This window comes from Chitinophaga flava (assembly GCF_003308995.1).
Taxonomy (GTDB): Bacteria; Bacteroidota; Bacteroidia; order Chitinophagales; family Chitinophagaceae; genus Chitinophaga; species Chitinophaga flava.
In genome coordinates this window covers 3171722-3194657 of sequence record NZ_QFFJ01000002.1, presented here as the reverse complement: position 1 = coordinate 3194657, position 22936 = coordinate 3171722, and the positions used below count along the sequence as shown (strand labels likewise).

General features: G+C 46.0%; 1 protein-coding gene. It reads right to left on the bottom strand.

Annotated features, from left to right (window positions below; genetic code table 11):
* Positions 1 to 8: 8 nt before the first annotated feature.
* Positions 9 to 22529, bottom strand: a complete 22521-nt coding sequence (locus DF182_RS28370) for a non-ribosomal peptide synthetase/type I polyketide synthase (RefSeq protein WP_113619128.1) — start codon at positions 22527 to 22529, stop codon at positions 9 to 11.
* Between the last annotated feature and the right edge of the window lie 407 nt (positions 22530 to 22936).

The following is a 22936-nucleotide window of genomic DNA, read 5'->3' as shown; positions in this document are numbered from 1 at the left end:
ATGATATTTTAAAATTCTTTTTCAATATTTTTCTCACCGACTGTCAACATGATGACGTTCTTCAACAAACTACCGATACTCCTTGCCACAAACACATCCGCAACGCTTATCTCAGCCCCCAATACACGGCTCATCCTGTGAGAAACCTGTATGGCCAGAATAGAGTTGCCGCCGATCCTAAAGAAATCATCTGTGGTTCCTACTTTTTCCAGTCCCAGTACTTCCTGCCAGATCCCACATGATGCTATCTCATTATCTGTAACGGGTGGAACATATTCCTCCGTCACATTAAATTCAGCATCAGGAAGGGCGCGTTTATCCAGTTTACCGTTCACCGTCAGCGGGAAGGATTCCATAGCCATGAGGCTACCAGGCAGCATGTATTCCGGTAATGTTTCCGACAGTTTATCCAATATGAAGTCCTGCGTAAGTGAAGCTGATCTGTCCGGAACATAATACCCCACGATATATTTGGCAGTGCCGGATACTGTGGGTCTTTCTTTCACCAGGACACAACTTTGCAGGATACCCGGCACCTGCAGAAGCGCCTGTTCTATTTCCGCCAGCTCTATCCTGAATCCGCGGATCTTTACCTGTTCATCGTTTCTGCCCATGTAGGCGATATTACCATCTGGCAGCCATCTTACCAGATCTCCCGTTTTGTAAAGCCGCGTATGTCCTTTGGCGTTATCTTCTTCAGTGGCAAAAGGATTGTCAATAAAGCGCTCCGCTGTTAATTCCGGATTGTTGAGATAACCACGTGCAACGCCAGCGCCTCCTATATACAATTCTCCGATAACGTTTACCGGTACCGGCTGAAGACCGCTGTCCAGTATATACAGTTTCTTATCAGACAGATGGGACCCAATCGGCGCTACAGTTGCTGTGTCGTAATCTGTCAAGTTGCAATAGGCAGAAAAAACAATGTTTTCAGTAGGGCCGTAACCATTGGTCAGCGAAGTCTCCGGGAAATGCTTTTTAAAATCATTGACAACTTCTATGCTGCAGGCCTCTCCTCCGAAAAATATTTGTTTCAAAACAGAGAGGCAGCGCGACTGATGCGTAGCCAGAGAGTTAAACAGCGAGGTGGTGAAAAAGGACGTATCTATATTGTGTTTAACAAACTGATCATCCAACAGCGGCAAATCCAGTAGATAATGTCTGGGGATGATGACCAGCTTTTTGTTGTTTAACAGGGAGAAGAAGATATCAAATATGCTTCCATCAAAAGCATAATTGGATAAACCCGCCACGGTGGCTGCTTTATTGTAATCAATAAAATTATTTTCAACAGCGAATGATAATACGTGATGCTGTTCTATCATTACCCCTTTGGGTTTGCCGGTGGTACCGGAAGTATAGATGATATAAGCCAGGTCCCGTGCGGTGTTATATACAGGCAGATTAGTGGTATCTCCGCTGAGATAACACGCTTCTGTGAGATCTGTATAGAGGACCTTTTCCGCCGGAAGTTGTACCCCGCTGATACCGCGGTGACTGAGCACTATTGCTGCGCCGGTGTCTTCCAGTATAAAGTCTGTTCTTTGCTGCGGGTAGGAAGGGTCCATGGGAACATAAGCCCCGCCTGCTTTCAGCACTGCCAGTATACTTATCACCATTTCCAGGCTTCTGTCCAGGTACAGGGCGATAAGTGTATCCCTTTGTAGCTCCTCCCCTGTTTTTTGTTTGTATTGCTCCCTGATATGGCGGGCCAGCTGGTTGCTTTTTTCATTGAGCTGGCGGTAGCTTAACTGCTGGTCTTCATAAACCAATGCTATATTGTCCGGATTTTTCAGCACCTGCTCTTCAAAATACTGATGAATGGTTGTATCGCCAGCATAGGCTCTGGTAGCAACATTCCGCTCGTAAACAATTTGCTGGTATTCTTCCGGCGACAATAAACAACAGGTGCTATATATCTTTTCAGGTGCCTGCGTAAGCACATCCAGCAGGTAGATATAATGCTGAATCAGTCTGGATATGGTTTCTTTCCTGAACAAGCTGATGGCATAACAGATCTGACCTGTGATCTCTTCATGGCTGTCATCCATAAAAATGGACAGGTCAAATTTTTCCACCTCGTGCAAAAACACGCCCTCGTAGGGTTTGAGATAGTCATGCTGCCCCTCGAACGCTTTACTGCCAAAGCTCTGGACCGAGAATGCCACCTGGAAGAGTGGGTGTCGGGTAAGATCTCTTTCCACACCCAATTCATTGACGAGTTTTTCAAACGGCAGGTCCTGGTGCTGTTGTGCATCCATCTGCTGCTGATGTACCTGCCGGATCAGCGCTTCATAACTTTGGGTATTGTCTAACAGCGTTCTGCTGACCAGGGTATTGACAAAGAAACCGATAAGGTCCTGTGTTTGCCTGTAATGGCGGTTGGCGATCGGACCTCCCACCAGAATATCGTTTTGTCCGGAGTACTTGCCCAGGAGAATATTAATACCGCCCAGCAACGCACTGTACAATGTCACTCCATGTTGTTTGACCAGGGCCCTTAACCTGTTACTGATCTCCTTATTGAGCGTAAATACCTGATGCCCACCCCGGTAATCTATGCGGTCGGGTCTTGGATTGTCGGTAGGCAGCACTAACGTCTGATAACCGGCCAGCCTGTCTTTCCAGTAGCCCAGCTGCCGGTCCAGTGTTTCTCCTGTCAGCCATGATCTTTGCCATTGGGCATAGTCCTTATACTGGATTTCCAAAGCAGGCAGACTGAAAGAAGCATCTTTCTGCATATACGCCTGGCAATAAGCCAGCAGCTCTTTCTGGAATACATCCATTGACCAGCCATCGCTGGCAATATGATGCATATTAATGAGCATCACTATTCTTTCATCGATGCCTTCCGCCTGGATCCTGTAAAACTTCACACGTATCGGGTAAACATGCCGCAGATCAAAAGGACGATTGATATCTGCTACCAGCATTGCGTCCAGGTTATCCTGAAGAGACAGCACTACTTCCTCCATCACCAATGGTTCCTCATGCACGATCTGAACGGCCTGATGTTCCCTGCCTTCTATAGTACTTCTTAACACTTCATGCCTGGCAACGATCTCGCTGAGTGCATATTTGAATCCTTCCAACGCAGTGACATCCACTAACTCATACACGGTTGGTATATGGTAAGCATTGGTTCCGCCTTCATATTCCTCAATAAACCAAAGGCGTTCCTGAGCAAAAGAAAGCACCACCTGACTGTCATTGGTCCGGGGGATACTGATCCGCGCCTGACCTTTGCTATTCCGCAAAAGCAATGCAACGGTCCTGTGCTTAAATACATCCGCCACCTTTATTTCAACTCCTAATACCTTGTTTATTTTGTGGGAAGCCTGTATAGCCAGAATCGAGTTACCGCCGATCTTAAAGAAGTCATCATGCAAAGAGATCTGTTCCATGCCGAGCAATTCAGCAAATACCAGAGCCACCTGATATTCCTCTTCTGAATACTCTTTTTCGAGGATGTCTATCTCACTGATAGCAACCTGTGGACTGACTGGTTTGAACAACTCTCTTTTTAATTGTTGCAGGTCCAATCCGGATACCGCCACCTGTTCGTAACTGGTCTGATTTATCAACCGGTAAAACAGCGCCGCATTTTCTTCGTGGCTGGCGCCGTTTGAATACATGAGTTTCTCCAGACCTTGTAATACTCCTGTTTCAAAACCATCCACCTGCCAGGCATTCCAGTTCGCTGCGATGAATTTAATACCAGGGAATCGTTTTTTATCTACTGACAGATAATCCAGGTAAGCATTGGCGGCACAATATTCAATTCTGTTCACATCACCCAGCAAACTTGCCAGAGAAGAAGTAGAAGCAACAAACTTAACCTGGCTCAGTTCCAGGACATTCAGCACGTTGTCGATACCATAAACTTTTGCGTTAAAGGCTCCTTTCATGGCTGCCAGGCTGTAATCATCCAGGTCCACAATGGTTCCTGATGCGGTATGAATGATACCTGTTATATTACCATATCGCTGACTCACAGCATCCTGCATGATCTTTATCTGTTCAGGGCTGGAAATATCCGCAGGCTGTACTTCTACAACAGAACCATTATTCCTGATCCTTTCTATGGCCGCTATCTTTCGTTTAGTCGTTTCAGATGGGTTTTGCTGATAGATATTGGTTCTGCTGACGAGAATGAACGTCACACGGTGATGCCCGGATATATGTTCAGCAACTGCCAACCCTACATTTCCCAGACCACCCGTAATGAGAATTATATCCCCATCCGCGATAAGATTTTCTTCAACAAAAGTGTTACTGATGCTTTCAAGGCCCTCGGTCCACAGCTTTCCGAAACGGACTGCCAGCAGCTCATCGGATTTATGGTATTTACTATTGTTCCAGATCTGAGCCACGGCAGCTGTCACATGTCCGGCATCCCCGATATCGATTATCCTGGCATCCATACTCAGAAACTCATGGTTAATATTTCTGATAGCGCCCATCATGGTTCCATTAGCAGGACAGATCCTGTCTTCGCCGGTGATCTGCGCCATCCCATTGGTCAGGACAATCAGATTTTCAGTATCCATCACTCTCAATAAGTGATGACGGACCAGGAACAGTGAATAATAGCTGTTATAAAGCGCCTGATCGATGTCGGTATCGTTATCGATAGACGCTGTATGAATAATAGCGTCGAATACGATCCGTTTGGATTTGATGTAGGCAGCCAGTTTTTCAAAATGCCGCTCCTCTTCAGGGTTAAGCGTTATCGGTTTGCCGGCTTCGATATTATCCGCATCAGCATTCTTTTTACTCAGCACTACCAGCTGCACATCCTGTGACAGCAACGTAAAATCGTATAAGCCCTGCTGATCTTCTCTCAGCACTACAAGCGTTTTATCGAATTTTTTTCCATCCTTTACGGCGGCTTTATTCAGATTCGACACCGCAGACCATACCGGCGTACTTAGCCATTTTTCTTTCGGAAGCATTTTCAACACATCTGTGGAAGTACCGTCCGTTTCTTTTCTTTTTGTTTTCTCTATCCAGCATCTCTGGTGATTAAACTGATAGACCGGTAAGCTACGCAGCAATGTTGCCTGTGCGAACACATCGCTTTCATTGGGCTGTTGAATGATGCCATTCATCCAGAGTTTTGCAATAATGTTTTCCCTGGAATCCATGTTCAGATAAGCATCATTGGACTCTTTGGCAGAAGGCAGCAAATGCAGGGTATTCAGTGACTGGTAGTTACCTGCATCCCTATATTTACCTACAAAGTAGCTCAATCCTTTACCCGGACCTATTTCAATAAAACTCACCTTATGACCATACTGTTTGCTTAAGCTATCAATGCCTTTTGCAAACCGTACTGTGTTTCTAAGTTGTTTGCACCAGTATTCCGGAGTAGCTACTTCATCTGTAGCGATCTCACCACTCAGGTTGGAGATAAAGGGTTTCGCAGGCTTATTTAATTTTATATCACTGAATAATGTTTTGAATTTCGCCACCATTTCATCCATCATCCTGGAATGACCTGCTACATTAATGCTAATCCTTATCACAGGAATTTCAAGCTGTTCCAGGGCTTTTTGCAGACGGTCCACATCCTTCTCTTCTCCGGAAGCAATCACATCATCCATGGTATTAACCACCGCTATATCACAATGATGTTGTGCAACGATGGCTTTCACCTTCTCTTCTCTGGCATTAATGGCCAGCATTCCACCGGCCTTCATGGCCGACATCAGGCTGCCTCTGGCCACCACCAGTCTGATAGCATCTTCCAGCGCGAACACACCAGCTAAAGTAGCGGCTATATATTCTCCCAAACTGTGCCCGATATAGGCATCTGCGCTGATACCCAGTTGCTCCAGGTACCTGGCCAGTGCGTATTCAACGATAAACAGGGATATAGGCGCCCATCGCATATCATTGATATCATACCGGGAAGATTCATCCTCAGTATAGATGATTTTATAAAGATCAACATCCAGGTGCCGGTTAGCCAGGGATATACAGTGGTCTATGATTCCCCTGAAAGCGGGTACATTCTGATACAGGGCCCTGGCCATGTTTACATATTGCACTCCCTGACCAGGGAACATCAGCACTATCCTGTTTTCATCTGCAGAACCGGCCTGTCCATAGGAAGTATCTTGTTTTAACCGGTCCAGCAGTTCAGCGGTATTTTTGACACAGTAGGCACTGCGGTGCTGGAAATGCTCCCGTTTCTCCTGCAGCGTATAGGCGATATCGTTAGCCTTTAATAAAGGATTGGCCTCACAGGCTTTTATCAGTGCCTGTTTATAGTTCTCCAGCGACTGCCGGCTTTTAGCGGAAACAGGAACAATATATATTGATTCATTGTCAGTGGCGCAATCTGTGCACGGTATTGATATATCGGAAACATATTCTCCTACAATCATATGCGCATTGGTACCACCAACACCGAAGGAGCTCACTGCGGCCAAACGTTGTCTGCCCGAAACGGTTAACCATGGCCTATTTGCGCTGAGTACTTCAAAAGTGCTCTCCTCCAGCTTCAGCTCGGGGTTAGGCGTACTAAAATTCACCTGCCCGGGCATGATGTTATGCTGCAACATGGCGCATAGCTTAATCAATCCCGCAACACCAGCGCCGGCATCAGGATGCCCGATATTGGCTTTAACAGCCCCCAGTACCGTTTTCTTTGCCGGGTCTCTATGTTCGGACCTGCTAAACGCAAAGGCCTCTCTTAATGCCTGCACTTCAATAGGATCGCCTAAATGGGTGGCCGTACCATGACACTCTACATAATCTATCTGGTCTGATGTGATGCCGGCCATCTTCTGAGCGTTGATGATACACTCTGTCTGGCCTATTACAGATGGCGCAGTATAGCTGGTTTTCCGGGAACCATCATTATTGGTTGCATATCCTTTGATGACCGCCAGAATCTGGTCCTGGTCTTTAATCGCATCGTTTAGTCGTTTCAGTAATACCACGCCTACACCGGAACCAGTGGTAGTACCACCGCCCAGGCGGTCAAAGGTACGACAGTGGCCATCCCTGGAATGTGTCATTCCTTCCTGGTATAAATAGCCCACCTGGTCTGGCAGATCGAGTGTTACTCCACCTGCCAGCGCCATATCGCAGGCGCCCACCTGCAGGCTTTTACAAGCCTCTGCTATAGTAACCAGACTGGTAGAGCAGGCGGTATTGATGGAATTGGCAGGCCCCGACAGATCCATCAGATAGGCGGTTTTAGTGGCCAAAGCATGTTTGCTGTTGGACACAAATGCCTCCCACGAACCGATCGCACTTAAAGCCAGTTCCGGCAGAATATGTTCCTGCAAATAGGTATTTTCACCGCTTCCTGCAAATACACCGATACTGCATTTTCTTCGTTCAGCAGCATAGCCGGCAGACTCCAGCGCAAACCAGCAATGTTCAATAAACTTCCGGATCTGCGGATCCAGCTGTTTGGCCTCATTGGGAGAAATGTCCCAGAACAGGGGATCAAACAACTCAATATCTTTCACATGGCCCGACACCGGCACAAAATCAGGATGTTCCAGCAATGATTCATCCAATTGCAGTTCACGGCATTCTTCTTTGCTGTAGAACCGGATCCCCTCTTGCTGGCTGGAGATAATCTGCCATAGCTCGTCCACATTGGCCACGCCACTAAAGGCCCCTGACACTGCGATAACAGCTATTTCCCGGCTGTCACCCTGACTGGCATTTGTTTGCAGATTATAGCTGGTGGTTGCATCCTGCCGGATGCTTTCTACCAGCTTCTGAATAGTGTTATACTTAAACAGGTCTGCTGTCCCGATATGTTTGAATTCTTTCAGCTGATTAAGTCTGTTCTTCAGCTGGATGACCAGTAAGGAGTTACCGCCTATTTTGAAGAAGTCGTCATGAATGGAAACCTGTTCCACCCCAAGCACTTCACCAAAAATCTGCGCTACCTGATATTGTATATCCGTATAGTCTTCATCCAACAGTCTGATGTCACTTTTATCCTTGCTAACGTCAACGGGCGTATTTACAGTTTGAGGGCCAGCTACATAGTTGCCATCAAAGTGATATCTCGACAGGAGAATATTGTTTTTGTCCTTAAAGCGCATCAACGTTTCCAGTATGCCAGGGAATTCATCGCTCTTAATTGAATTGGACGTTTTGCCCAGCGTGGTTGCATTTTCGTTTAAGAAGTCAATTGCCATGCCCGCGTCAGAGATCTGATTCAGATTAACCGTCAGGATGGAATTGACACCTGGATGTTTGCTGAAGCTGACTTCATCCAGATACATGTTTGCTGCTGCATATTCCATATTCCCCACAGAAGGCAGAATACTGGTCAATGAAGAACAACATACCAGTTTACCTATTTGGACAGTAGCGGCGATTTGAAGCAGGTTTTCAAATCCAACAATTTTCGGATGCACCACCTGTTCTATATCTTCCGCTGTTTTCCCTTTCAGCAGGCTTTTCGCAGCAACACCAGCGGCATGCAGCACCACATCTATAGTGGTGATTTCATATTGTTCTAAAATCGCTATCAATTGGGAAGATGCGTTTGTCTGACCAATATCTACAGACGCATAGATAACGCGGTGATGCGTTTTGTTGAGATCATCCAGTCTGGACTTATACGTTTCTTTCAAATCTGATGCAGCACTACGGCCAATCAGTATGATCGTACTTTTCTGTTCGTTCCGGGCAAGGTGGGCAGCGTAAGCACTACCAACAGCACCCAATCCTCCCGTAATTAAATATACCCGCTCTTTTTCTACAGTGTTGTCCTCAGACGCCGTCTGATTACCGGAAAGCTGTACATGTCTGTAGAATGGCTTCCAGCAGTACTTGCCTCTTACAACGACCAGATCTCTATCATCATTCTTTTCCAGGGCAAGCAGCAGACTACTTTCGTAGTTACCTTCAGCAGCCGGTAAGTCCAGATGGAAAGCGTGGGTCTCCAATGTCAGGAATTCACCGCGAAGAGATTTTGTAACACCATATACAATGGATGGTTTTTCCTGTTTTCGTTCATTTCCCAGGATTTCATAATTATCAAAGGAGACAGAAACAAACATTGGAATTTTATTCCCGGATTCCATTGACCAGGAAAACACATTCCGCACAGCTATAATATCCAGTGCAGGGAAAGCAAGGTCTGTACCGGGAGAGACATATATCACCAGGTCCAGTGGTTTGCTCTTTATTTTTTCATGAAGAATGGCTGTTACATCTGCCTTGTTGTTGAAATCGAAAATAACTTCCGGATGAATATTATTTTCCTGTTGATGAACAACATAACTTATATCGTTATTATGTTTCATTAACAGCTGAAGCAGCTCAGCGCTACCGCTTTTTTCTATCGAACGATCATTGATGAACACCAGTACATTCTTGTCAGCGATTCCCGCAGCACTGCCGGGGGTTGCATTTAAATCCGTTCTTTCCCATGTTCGTTCATAGAAAAGCTCTTCCAGCGAATTAAACTGCTGAACATTTTGCGCATTCATTTTCTCCAGCCAGCATTTCTGATAACCAAACTGATAGACCGGTAAACTGCGCAGCAGTGTAGCCTGTCTAAAGAGCTTACTATCATTGGGATGCTGAATAATTCCATTCATCCACAGTTTAGCCATAATAGCCTCTCCAGAATCCGGATTCTGGTAAATATCACTGGCATCTTTTGCCGCAGGTAAAAGAGAAAGGGTATGGATGGCCGGATAAGTTTTTTGGTACTTACCTACAAAATAACACAACCCCTTACCCGGGCCTATTTCAATAAAATTCACCTGGTGATTGTACAGCCCAATCAGGTGCGTTATGCCCCCTGCAAACTGCACTGTATTTCTAAGTTGTTTGCACCAATATTCCGGATGGGTAACTTCATCTTTAGCTACGGTTCCGCTCAGGTTAGAGATGAAAGTTCTGGCAGGTTTCTTTAATCTTACATCCCTGAATACGTCTTTAAATGCCGTCACCGCCCCATCCATCAGCTTACAATGAAAAGCATGGGAGGTATTTAACCTGATCGTTGAAACCCCTTGATTCTCCAATGTCTTCTGAAGGCTATCGATGTCTTTTGTATGTCCGGAAGCAACGATATCTTCTTTGGAATTAATAACGGCTATCTCACAATGATGCTGTGCAATCGTTGCTTTTACGGCTTCTTCCCTGGCGCTGATGGCCAGCATACTTCCGGCTTCCATTTCCTGCATTAACCTGCCTCTGGCAATAACCAGCCTGATAGCATCTTCCAGTGTGAACACCCCGGCCAAAGTAGCTGCCACATATTCTCCGATGCTATGCCCGATATAGGCATCTGCTTTGATGCCCAGTTGCTCTAAATACCAGGCCAGCGCATATTCAATAATGAACAGGGATATCTGCGTATACCTGGTTTCATTAATATCGTGCGGTGAAGATTCATTTTCGGTATAGATAACCTTGTAAAGATCTATGTCCAGATGATGATTAGCGACGGATATACAATAGTCAACGGTATTTTTGAAAGAAGGTACCTGCCTGTATAAGGCTTTGCCCATGTTTACATATTGTACACCCTGACCAGAAAACATCCATACCAATTTGTTTTCACTTGCCAATGCAGCCTGACCATAAGCGGTATCCTGCTTTAATCTTTCTGCCAGTTCAGCAGTGTTTTTTACACAATAGGCACTCCGGTGCTGGAAATGTTCTCGTTTTTCCTGCAGCGTATAGGCGATATCGTTAATCTTTAATAAAGGATTGTCTTCACAGGTTTTTATCAATGCCTTTTTGTAATTTTCCAGTGACTGCTGGCTTTTGGCAGATACAGGAACAATATGAACTGTCTCTTCCGGAACCGGATTTGTTTCCTGCATGGGGGTATCGGGAATATAGTCTCCAATAATCACATGCGCATTGGTACCGCCGATACCGAAGGAGCTCACCCCTGCGAGGCGTTGTCTGCCTGGAACAGGTAACCATGGCCTGTTTTCCTTAGTAATCTCAAAATCGGTCTCCTCCAGTTTCAGGTCCGGATTAGGTGTATTAAAATTAACCTGTCCGGGTAGGATGTTGTGCTGAAGCATGGCGCATACTTTAATCAACCCTACTGTACCAGCAGCGGTGTCTGTATGGCCAACATTAGCTTTAACAGCCCCCAGTAACGTTTTGCGGGCAGGGCCTTTTTTCCTGGGCTGATTATAGGTAAAGGCTTCTCTTAATGCCTGCACTTCTATAGGGTCGCCTAATTGTGTAGCTGTACCATGGCACTCCACATAATCTATCTGGTCAGATGTTATTCCCGCCATGCGTTGGGCGTTGATGATACATTCCGTCTGACCTATTACAGAGGGAGCGGTATAACCGGTTTTGCGGGCACCATCATTATTGGTGGCATATCCCTTGATGACACCGAGAATATGGTCCTGATCCTTCACTGCATCTTTCAGCCGTTTCAGCAACACTACGCCTACGCCTGACCCGGGGGTAGTACCGGATGAGTGCCGGTCAAAAGTCCGGCAATGACCATCTATGGACTCGATCATTCCTTCCTGGTACAGATAACCTATCTGGTCCGGCATATTCAGTGTCACCCCGCCGGCAAGCGCCATATCACATACGCCTAGTTGCAGTTTCTGGCAGGCCTCTACTACTGCCACCAGACCCGTAGAACAGGCAGTACTGATGGAAGTGGCGGGACCTGACAGGTCCAACAGATAAGCTGTTTTAGTGGTCAGGGCATGTTTGCTGTTAGAGGCAAAAGACTCCCATGCAGCAGCCTGCGCTGATAGATCATCGTGCTGTGCCCGGCCTCGCAGATAGTGGCTTTCCCCGCTGCCTGCAAATACGCCGATATTGTGTTTTCTGCGCTCAGACGCATAGCCGGAAGACTCCAGTGTAAACCAGCAATGTTCCATGAACTTCCGAATTTGGGGGTCGAGCTGTCTGGCCTCGTTGGGTGAAAGCTCCCAGAACGTGGGATCAAACAACTCAATATCTTTCACGTGACCTCCTACCGGAACAAAATCCGGATGTTCTACCAATGCGTCGTCCAGCTGTAACTCCCGGCATTCGTCCTTACTATAGAACCGAAGTCCTTCCTGCTGGCTGGAGACAATTTTCCAGAGCTCATCCACACTGCCAACTCCGCTAAAGGCCCCTGAAACAGCGATAATGGCAATTTCATGGCTTTCTCCCCGCGTATTGTTCTGCAGTTTATAGGCGGTTTGGGTATCGCCCCGGACACTCTCAATAAGCTTGTGAATAGTGTTGTATTTAAACAGGTCTGCGGCCCCGATATGTTTGAATTCATCCAGTTGATGAAGCTTGTTCTTCAGTTGAATACTCAGTATTGAGTTACCGCCTATTTTGAAAAAGTTCTGATGAATGCCGACTTGTTCGCCGGAAAGTCCCAATACTTCCCCATAGATGCGGCACAGTTTATCTTCCAGCTCAGTAGCAGGAGCCACATATGCATCTGCTGTATTAAAGTCAGGATCCGGGAGGGCGCGTTTATCCAGCTTTCCGTTAATAGTCAACGGGAATGATTCCATAGCGACAAGGCTATCGGGCACCATATAGCTGGGTAATACTGCAGACAACCGCTCTGTTATAAAGTTCTGCGTAATGGAAGCCGCTTCCGGAACATAATACCCCACGAGGTATTTGGCATTGCCGGTGGCGGTCACCCGCTCCTTTACCAGCACACAGCTTTGCAGGATGCCGGGCACCTGCAGGAGTGCCTGTTCTATCTCCGCCAGCTCTATCCTGAAACCGCGGATCTTTATCTGCTCATCGTTTCTGCCGATATATTCCAGGTGGCCATCAGCCAGCCATCTTACAAGATCTCCTGTTTTGTATAACCGCGTATATCCTTTGGCGTTATCTTCTTCAGTGGCAAAAGGATTTTCAATAAAACGGGCTGCTGTCAGCTCCGTATTGTTGAGATAACCCCTTGCTACTCCTGCACCACCGATATGCAATTCACCGGTAATGCCCACCGGCACTGGTTGAAGGCTGGCATCCAGCACATACAACTTAACATTTTCAATGGGTTGGCCTATGTTCGTATGCAGGTCGCCTTCCGAATACACATGCATGCTGGCAATAACGGTATTCTCTGTAGGACCGTATGCATTGACCAGCGTCCTTCCCTGGCTCCATTCCTGCATCAGTTTCGGAGTACTTACATCACCTCCCACTACCAGGGTTTTTAATCCAGGGAAACCGGAAGCAGACATTACACTCAACAACACAGGTGGTAAGAGCGCGGTAGTCGCATTATGTTTATTGATATACTCACTCAACAATTGAGCGTCCTGCCTTATGTTACCAGGAACGATGATGAGTTGGGCGCCTAAAGTCAACGCACTGAATATTTCCCACACCGATGCATCAAATACCAACGCAGCATATTGCAGGACCTTTGATGCATGGCTTATCTCCAGCTTGTCTTTTTGTACAAACACCAGGTTCATCGCCCCCTCGTGGGCTATCATAACACCTTTAGGTTTACCAGTGGTACCGGAGGTATAGATGATATAAGCGAGATCCCCGGCGGAGCTATACGCCGGAAGATTGGCGGTATCTTCATGGAGATACAGGTCTTCCGTCAGGTCTGTATAAAGGACTTTTTCTTCCGGCAACTGTAGTTCGCTGTCTCTGCGAAGACCCAGTACCAGCACGGCGCTGGTGTCTTCCAGTATAAAATCTTTCCTTTGCTGCGGGTAGGCCGGGTCCAGGGGAACATAAGCCCCTCCTGCCTTCAGCACGGCCAGTATGCTCACGATCATCTCCGGACTTCTGTCCATGCACAAGGCAATCAGTGTATCCGCTTGTAGTTCCGTTCCCGTTTTCTGCTGGAACTGCTTCCTGATATGGCGGGCCAGCTGATTGCTCTTTTCATTGAGCTCCTTGTAGCTCAGCTGCCAGTCTTCATATACCAACGCCGCATGGTCCGGATAAGCCGCCGCCTGTGCTTCGAAATACTGATGAATGGTTTTTCCTGTAGGATATACCTTCTCTGTATCATTCCACCCGTAGACAATCTCCTGATACTCCTCAGGTGATAGTAAACTGAGACGGCTATACGCTTTTTCAGGTGCCTGTGTAAGCGCATCCAGCAGGTAGATATAGTGCTGTATCAACCGGGCGATAGTTTCTTCCCGGAACAAACTGGTAGCATAATTGAACTGTCCTGTGATCTCTTCACCACTATCATCCATAAACACAGACAAGTCAAATATTTCTATTTCATGCGAAACTATACCTGTGAAAGGTTTGAGATAAGCCTGCTGCTCATCAGGAACTTTGGAACCAAACCGTTGTACCGCAAATGCAACCTGGAAAAGGGGGTGCCGTGAAAGGTCCCGTTCCACGCCCAGTTCGTTGACCAGCTTTTCAAAAGGCAGGTCCTGGTGCTGCTGCGCTTCCATCTGCTGCTGATGGACCTCCCTTACCAGCTCTTCATAGCTTTGGGTATTGTTTAGTTGTGTTCTGTTGATCAGCGTATTGACAAAGAAACCGATAAGGTCCTGTGTCTGTCTGTGATGGCGGTTGGCAATAGGGCTTCCTATCAGAATATCATCCTGCCCGGTGTATTTACCCAGGAGAATGCTCATGCTGCCCAGCAGTGCACTGTGCAATGTCACCCCATGCTGTCTGGTCAGTGACCTTAACCGGTCACTTATTTGTTTGTTGAGGGTGAACATCATGCGGGCGCCGTTGTAGTTCATCCGGTCCGGCCTTGGATAGTCTGTCGGCAAGGCTAAAGTCCGATAACCGGAGAGTTTATTTTTCCAGTAGTTCAACTGCCTGTCCAGCGTTTCGCCTGTCAGCCAGGACCTTTGCCACAAGGCATAATCCTTGTACTGGATTTCCAAAGCAGGCAGGCTGAAAGAAGTATCTTTCCGCATGTATGCCTGATAATAGGCAAATAGTTCCTTTTGAAATATTTCTGTTGACCAGCCATCACTGGCAATGTGATGTATGTTGATCAGTAAGACTATTCTCTCTGAGAAGGGACCTGTGGCTGTATCTTCCGCCTGGACCCTGTAGAATTTCACCCGTATAGGATACTCTCTACGCAGTTCAAAGGGGCTGTTGATATCTTCCGCAAGCACTGCATCCAGATCGTCATGAACGGTGAGTATTGTCTCTTCAATGGCCAGCGGTTTCGGATGAACCGTCTGAACACCGCCTTGTATGGTCGTTCTTAGTACTTCATGTCTGACAACAATCTGCCTGAGTGCATGTTTTAATCCTTCCACCCGGGTGGTATCAGCCAGTTCATACACTGCTGGTATATGATAGGCATTGGTTCCTTCTTCGTATTCTTCGACAAACCAAAGACGTTCCTGGGCAAAAGAAAGTACCGCCTGATTGTCATGGGTCCGCGGAATATTAATCTGTGCCTCGCCCAGGGTATGAAGCAGGAGCTGTTCAATGGTCTTATGCTTAAACACATCTGCCACGCTTATTTCAACCCCCAATGCTTTATTCATCCTGTGGGAAACCTGTATGGCCAGGATAGAGTTACCACCTATCTTAAAGAAATCATCCGTGATACCTACCATTTCCAATCCCAGCAATTCTTGCCAGATACGGCACAAGGCTATCTTTGTATCGGTGGCCGGGGCGACATATGTTTCCGAAACATTAAAACGCGGATCGGGCAACGCGCGTTTATCCAGCTTACCGTTAATAGTCAGCGGGAATGATTCCATAGCGACAAGGCTATCGGGCACCATATAGCTGGGTAATACTGCAGACAACCGCTCTGTTATAAAGTTCTGCGTAATGGAAGCCGCTTCCGGAACATAATACCCCACGAGGTATTTGGCATTGCCGGTGGCGGTCACCCGCTCCTTTACCAGCACACAGCTTTGCAGGATGCCGGGCACCTGCAGGAGTGCCTGTTCTATCTCCGCCAGCTCTATCCTGAAACCGCGGATCTTTATCTGCTCATCGTTTCTACCGATATACTCCAGGTGGCCATCAGCCAGCCATCTTACAAGGTCTCCTGTTTTGTATAACCGCGTATATCCTTTGGCGTTATCTTCTTCAGTGGCAAAAGGATTTTCAATAAAGCGGGTTGCTGTCAACGCTGCGTTGTTGAGGTACCCTCTTGCTACTCCTGCACCACCGATATGCAATTCTCCGGTAATGCCCACCGGCACCGGCTGAAGGCTGGCATCCAGCACATACAACTTAACATTTTCAATGGGTTGGCCTATGTTCGTATGCAGGTCTCCTTCCGAATACACATGCATACTGGCAATAACGGTATTCTCTGTAGGGCCATATGCATTGACCAGCTGCCGCCCCTGGCTCCATTCCTGCATCAGTTTCGGTGTACTTACATCACCTCCCACTACCAGGGTTTTTAATCCAGGGAAACCGGAAGCAGACATTACACTTAATAACACAGGTGGTAAGAGCGCGGTGGTCGCTTTATGTCTATTGATATACTCACTCAACAATTGAGCGTCCTGCCTTACGTTACCAGGAACGATGATGAGTTGGGCGCCTAAAGTCAACGCGCTGAATATTTCCCACACCGATGCATCAAACACCAGCGCTGCATATTGCAGGACCTTCGATGCCTGGCTTATCTCCAGCTTGTCTTTTTGTACAAACACCAGGTTCATCACTCCCTCGTGGGCTATCATAACACCTTTAGGTTTACCGGTGGTGCCGGAGGTATAGATGATATAGGCGAGATCCCCGGCGGAGCTATACGCCCGAAGATTGGCGGTATCTTCATGGAGATACAGGTCTTCCGTCAGGTCTGTATAAAGAACTTTTTCTTCAGGCAACTGTAGTCCGCTGTCTCTGCGAAGACCCAGTACCAGCACGGCGTTGGTGTCTTCCAGTATAAAATCTTTCCTTTGCTGCGGGTAGGCCGGGTCCAGGGGAACATAAGCCCCTCCTGCCTTCAGCACGGCCAGTATGCTCACGATCATCTCCGGACTTCTGTCCATGCACAAGGCAATCAGTGTATCCGGTTGTAGTTCCGTTCCCGTTTTCTGCCGGAACTGCTCCCTGATATGGCGGGCCAACTGGTTGCTCTTTTCATTGAGTTCCTTGTAGCTCAGCTGCCGGTCTTCATACACCAGCGCTGTATGGTCCGGATAAGCCGCCGCCTGTGCTTCGAAATACTGATGAATGGTTTTTCCTGTAGGATATACTTTTGCTGTGTCATTCCACCCATACACAATCTCCTGATACTCGTCAGGCGACAACAAACTAATACGGCTATACGCTTTTTCAGGCGCCTGTGTAAGCGTATCCAGCAGGTAGGTATAGTGCTGTATCAGCCTGGCAATAGTTTCTTCCCGGAACAAACTGGTGGCATAACTGATCTGTCCTGTAATCTCCTCATCGCTGTCATCTATAAACACTGTCAGATCAAATTTTTCCACCTCGTGGGAAAGTATACCCTTGAAAGGTTTGAGATAGTCCTGCTGTTCATCAGGAACTTTACTGCCGAAGCGCTGTACAACAAATGCAATCTGGAAGAGCGGATGTCGTGAAAGGTCCCGTTCTACGCCCAGTTCACTGACCAGTTTTTCAAAAGGCAGGTCCTGATGCTGCTGCGCCTCCATCTGCTGCTGATGGACCTCCCGTACCAGCTCCTCATAACTTTGGGTATTGCTGAGTTGTGTCCTGTTGATCAGGGTGTTAACGAAGAAACCGATAAGGTCCTGTATCTGTCTGTAATGACGGTTGGCAATAGGGCTTCCTATCAGGATATCATCCTGCCCGGTGTATTTACCCAGGAGAATGCTCATGCTGCCCAGCAGTGCACTGTGCAATGTCACTCCGTGTTGTCTGGTCAGTGACCTTAACCGGTCACTTATCTGTTTGTTGAGCGTAAATATCTGATGGGAGCCAGTGTAATTTATCCGGTCGGGCCTTGGATAATCGGTAGGAAAGGCCAAAGGCTGATAACCGGAGAGTTTATTCTTCCAGTAGTTCAACTGCCTGTCCAGCGTTTCACCTGTCAGCCAGGACCTTTGCCATAAAGCATAATCCTTGTACTGGATTTCCAAAGCAGGCAGGCTGAAAGAACTATCTTTCCGCAGGTATGCCTGATAATAGGCAAATAGCTCTCTTTGGAATATTTCTGTTGACCAGCCATCGCTGGCAATGTGATGTATGTTGATGAGCAGGATTATTCTCTCCGGTGAATCATCTGCCTCGATCTTATAGAACTTCGCGCGTATCGGATACTCTTTACGCAGGTCAAAGGGACGGTTGATATCTTCTGCAAGCAACGCATCCAGATCGTCATGTACTGTCAGCAGCAGTTCTTCAACGGACAAAGATCGCAGATGTACTATCTGCACTCCCTGCTGGTCTTTACCTTGTATAGTGGTCCTTAATACTTCATGTCTGGCAACAATCTGCCTGAGCGCGTATTTTAATCCTTCTACCTTAGTGGTAGCTGCCAGTTCATACACCGCCGGTATATGATAGGCATTGGTCCCTTTTTCGTATTCTTCAATGAACCAAAGACGCTCCTGTGCAAAGGAAAGCACCACCTGGTTTTCATCGGTCCGGGGGATAATGATCTGCGCTCCTCCCTGGCTATGGAGCAGGAGCTGCGCAATGGTCCTGTGCTTAAACACATCTGTGAAGCCTAACCCACCCCCTAATACCTTATTCATTTTGTGGGACACGTGTATAGCCAGGATAGAGTTGCCCCCTATTCGGAAGAAATCATCCGTGAGGCCTACTCTTTCCAGTCCCAGTGTTTCCTCCCAGATATTACATACAGCAACCTCTGTGTCTGTAACAGGTGGTACATAGTTTTCCGCCAAACTAAAGTCAGGGTCAGGGAAAGCTCTTTTGTCCAGTTTACCGTTAATAGTCAGCGGAAAAGATTCCATGGCTATCAGGCTACCCGGTAGCATATACTCAGGCAGCACAAGGGACAGCTGTTTAAGGATATCTTCTTTGCCCAATTGATTTAAAAAGGGAATATTATAGTAATGATTCGAATATCCATTCAATATCTCCTCCTCTATAGCAGCGTTGTTCCGGATGGACATTTCTGCATCGCGGGTAATCACTACATCATATCTGTATTTACTCAGCTCATTGTTATAGCTTCCATTTCTTTCAATGACATTAACCTTTATATTATCATATCTATGTTTTAAGTGAGCAAAGTAGAATGGGCTAATCAGTAATTCATTTTCCTTAAAAGCAATCCTGTCAATATCCTGCCGGGACCGGGCTTCTTCCCTGAAATCAAGTTGCGCTTTGATCAGCTCTTTATGCAAATCATAATTTCTGATATCACCCAGGAAAATAGAACCTGACGCTGAAAGTCTGCCAATTGCTTTTTCCAGGATATCATCAAAATACCGGATGCTTGGGAAATACTGACAAACAGAATTGATAATAATGGTGTCATACTTCAGATCATCAGGCAGCTGATCCAACTCATGTGCCTTCAAATGATACAGATCCACCTGATAATCCCGATCTTTAAGGTGGTTTTTGTGTCTGTCGATAACGGTCTGGGATATATCAAGTCCGGTATACCGTTGTACATCGTTCAATAGCGGGTACATCAGCAATCCGGAGCCTACGCCTATCTCCAGCACATTACGCGGATGCAGGCTTTTAATAATCGTTATCAGATCATTTCTCCAGGCCTGCATTTCAGATAGAGGAATCGCTTCCCCGCTGATATAACTTTTCCACCCGGAAAAGTCAGCGTTTATCTCTATCTCTTTTATATTTTTTCCGTAGACAGAAGAATTATAAAGATTCTCCCAGTTATCCAATACAACGGTATCTTTTTCCGGGATATAATCTGAATCGGGTACATAATATCCTACCAGATATTTAGCACCGCCGGATGCTGCCGGCCTTTCCTTCACCAGGACACAGCTTTGTTTTATGCCGCGAATCTGCAGGAGGGCCTGTTCTATTTCCGCCAGTTCTATCCTGAATCCGCGAATCTTTACCTGTTCATCGTTTCTGCCGATGTAGGCTATATTACCATCTGGCAGCCATTTTACAAGATCTCCTGTTTTATAGAGCCGCGTATATCCATTGGCGTTATCATCTTCAGTGGCAAAAGGATTATTAATAAATCGTGCTGCTGTCAGCTCTGCGTTGTTGAGATAACCGCGTGCCACGCCTGCGCCTCCAATATACAGTTCCCCGGTAACGCCTACTGGTACTGGCTGAAGATTGGTGTCCAGCACGTACAGTTTTTTATCAGACAGATGGGACCCGATCGGCACTACCTCTGCTGTGTTGTAGTCTGTTAAATGGCAATAGCTGGAATAAACGATATTTTCAGTAGGCCCATAAACATGGATCAGGGATGTCTCCGGGAAATATTTTTTAAAATCATTGACGATGTCTATGCTGCAGGTTTCCCCACCGAAAAGTATTTGTTTCAGAACTGCCAGGCATCGCGACTGATGGATTGTCAGGGAGTTAAACAGCGCCGTGGTGACAAAGGCTGTATCTATGTTATGTTTAACAAACTGATCATCCAGCTGGGGAAAATCCAGCAGACTATGTTTAGGGATGATGACCAGCTTTTTGTTGTTTAACAGGGAGAAGAATATATCAAATATGCTTCCATCAAAAGCATAATTGGATATACCCGCCACAGTCACCGATTTATTGTAATCAATAAAATTGTTGTCAACAGCGAATGATAATACCTGATGCTGCTCTATCATTACCCCTTTGGGTTTGCCGGTGGTACCGGAGGTATAGATGATATAAGCCAGATCCTCCGCTGCACTGTATGCCGGCAGATTAGTGGTATCCTCACTGAGATAGCACCCTTCCGACAGGTCTGTATAAAGTACCTTTTCCTCCGGAAGGCTTACCCCGCTGATACTCCGGTGGCTGAGCACCATCGCTGCACCGGTGTCTTCCAAAATAAAGTCTATCCTTTGCTGCGGATAGGAAGGGTCCATGGGAACGTAAGCACCACCTGCCTTCAGTACAGCCAGTATGCTTATCACCATTTCCAGGCTTCTGTCCAGGCACAGGGCGATAAGGGTATCCCGTTTCAGCTCCTGCCCTGCTTTTTGCCGGTATTGCTCTCTGATATGACGGGCCAGCTGGTTGCTTTTTTCATTGAGCTGATGATAACTTAACTGCTGGTCTTCATAAACCAATGCTATATTGTCCGGATTCTTCAGCACCTGCTTTTCAAAATGCTGGTGAATGGTCATATCCTTTAGATATGTCTTCGCTGTGGCGTTCCACCCATAAACGATCTCCTGGAATGTTTCCGGAGATAGAACAGTGTATTTGTTGATATCGATTTCGCCTTTATTATTGAGTTCATCCACTACATCCAGGAAAGCATCTGTAAACCGCCTCATCAAATCTTTATCAAAAAGATCAGACCTGTACACCAATTTCAGCCTGATACCATCCGGGCAATTTTCATCATACAGCAAGCTGATTTCATCATCAACCGTGGTGTTCAGGGAAATATCAACCGATAAAACTTCCAGCTCTTTTAGTTGCAGCGCGCAGGCATTTAAATACATTTGTCCGAATCCTGCATTGCACCCATTACTGGTTTGACCTGCGACATCCGCTAAAGAATAGTATTGGTATTGTTTAATCTTTTTACGTTGTTCGCCTATGGCGGCTATCAGGTCAGAAAATGTGCTGATGGTATCCAATTCAAATTTCAGGTGCACTGTATTTTCAAAACACCCGAAAACATTGCTAAAATCCTGTACACGGGTATCTATCACATAACCCAGCAAAAATCTCTTTTGACTGGTATATTTTGCCAATACCAATCCATACAATGCGAATAAAACATCAAATGAAGTGAATCCTTTCTTTTTTATATAAGCTATCAGTTGGGCTGTTTGTGTATTGCTCAAACCAAAATCAACAACATCACAAGACCTGTCATCCAACCTGTTGTTCATGCCTGAACGGTAAGGAAGAGCGGGATGCAGCGGCACATCTGCTGTAAAATCCAGCCAGAATTCCTTAGCTGCTGTTTCAGCATCACCACTTAAATTATTGCGCTCAGCTTCGACAGCCTGCGAAAAAGTTTTATCAATATTTAATTCGATGTTTCCTCCATCGGAAAAAACGTTATAACTTTTCTGTATCTCTTTAAAGAAATAGTGCATTGAAGCAGCATCACAGATAATACGATGTGCTATGAAAAGAAAGTAATACTCCCGCTCATGGCTTTCTATCAGGAAACATTTCAGCAAAGGTCCTTTTGTCAGGTCAAATGAAACATTTATCTTCTCATTGATAAGTAACTCAACTGAATATTTTGTATCAAGCGGTAACTCCTGATAAAAATCATCTATGCTAAATTCTACATAATAACAGGTACTTCCATCTTCCGTATATTGTGCATGCATTACTTCATGTTGATTAACCAATACCTCACAGGATTTTCTTAATGCATTGCTGTCAATTTTACCGACTAACTTATTTACCAGAAATACATTATGAATATTTTTCTTAGAAGCACTGGTCCACTCCTGGAAGATTCTTTTTTGAGATTTAGCAATTGGTAATTGTCTATAAATATTGATATTTCCGATCATCGCTGATTAAATTGAAATAAAAAGTGAAAGACTATATGCAATTCTCTTTTTTCAAGGCGTAATGGTAGCGTAGCAGCATACCCAATAACTAACAACGGTACTGTTCTAACAGCAAAATAATTTCCTATGACAGGAGTGGCACCATTGACTTTTCGTAATTAATCGCATACTATTAGGTTTACATTTTGAGGGAATCTTATATACTGGCATAGTGCAATTGGATTAAGCGTTCTTAAGAGGGGCTTAATCATTATTCTCACAACCAAAAGGTATATATATAAAACATAAACTTTTGCTATCCGGGCCTATTGCTTAGTTCATCCGGAAGCAAAAAATGTAGTTTCATATTAATGAATAACCCGAAGGGGCATATCATTAATATAAACTGAAACTGGGTTCACGACAAA

Excerpts from the sequence above, each read along its gene's own strand:
- DF182_RS28370 (WP_113619128.1), bottom strand. The coding sequence starts at position 22,529 with ATGATCGGAAATATCAATATTTATAGACAATTACCAATTGCTAAATCT.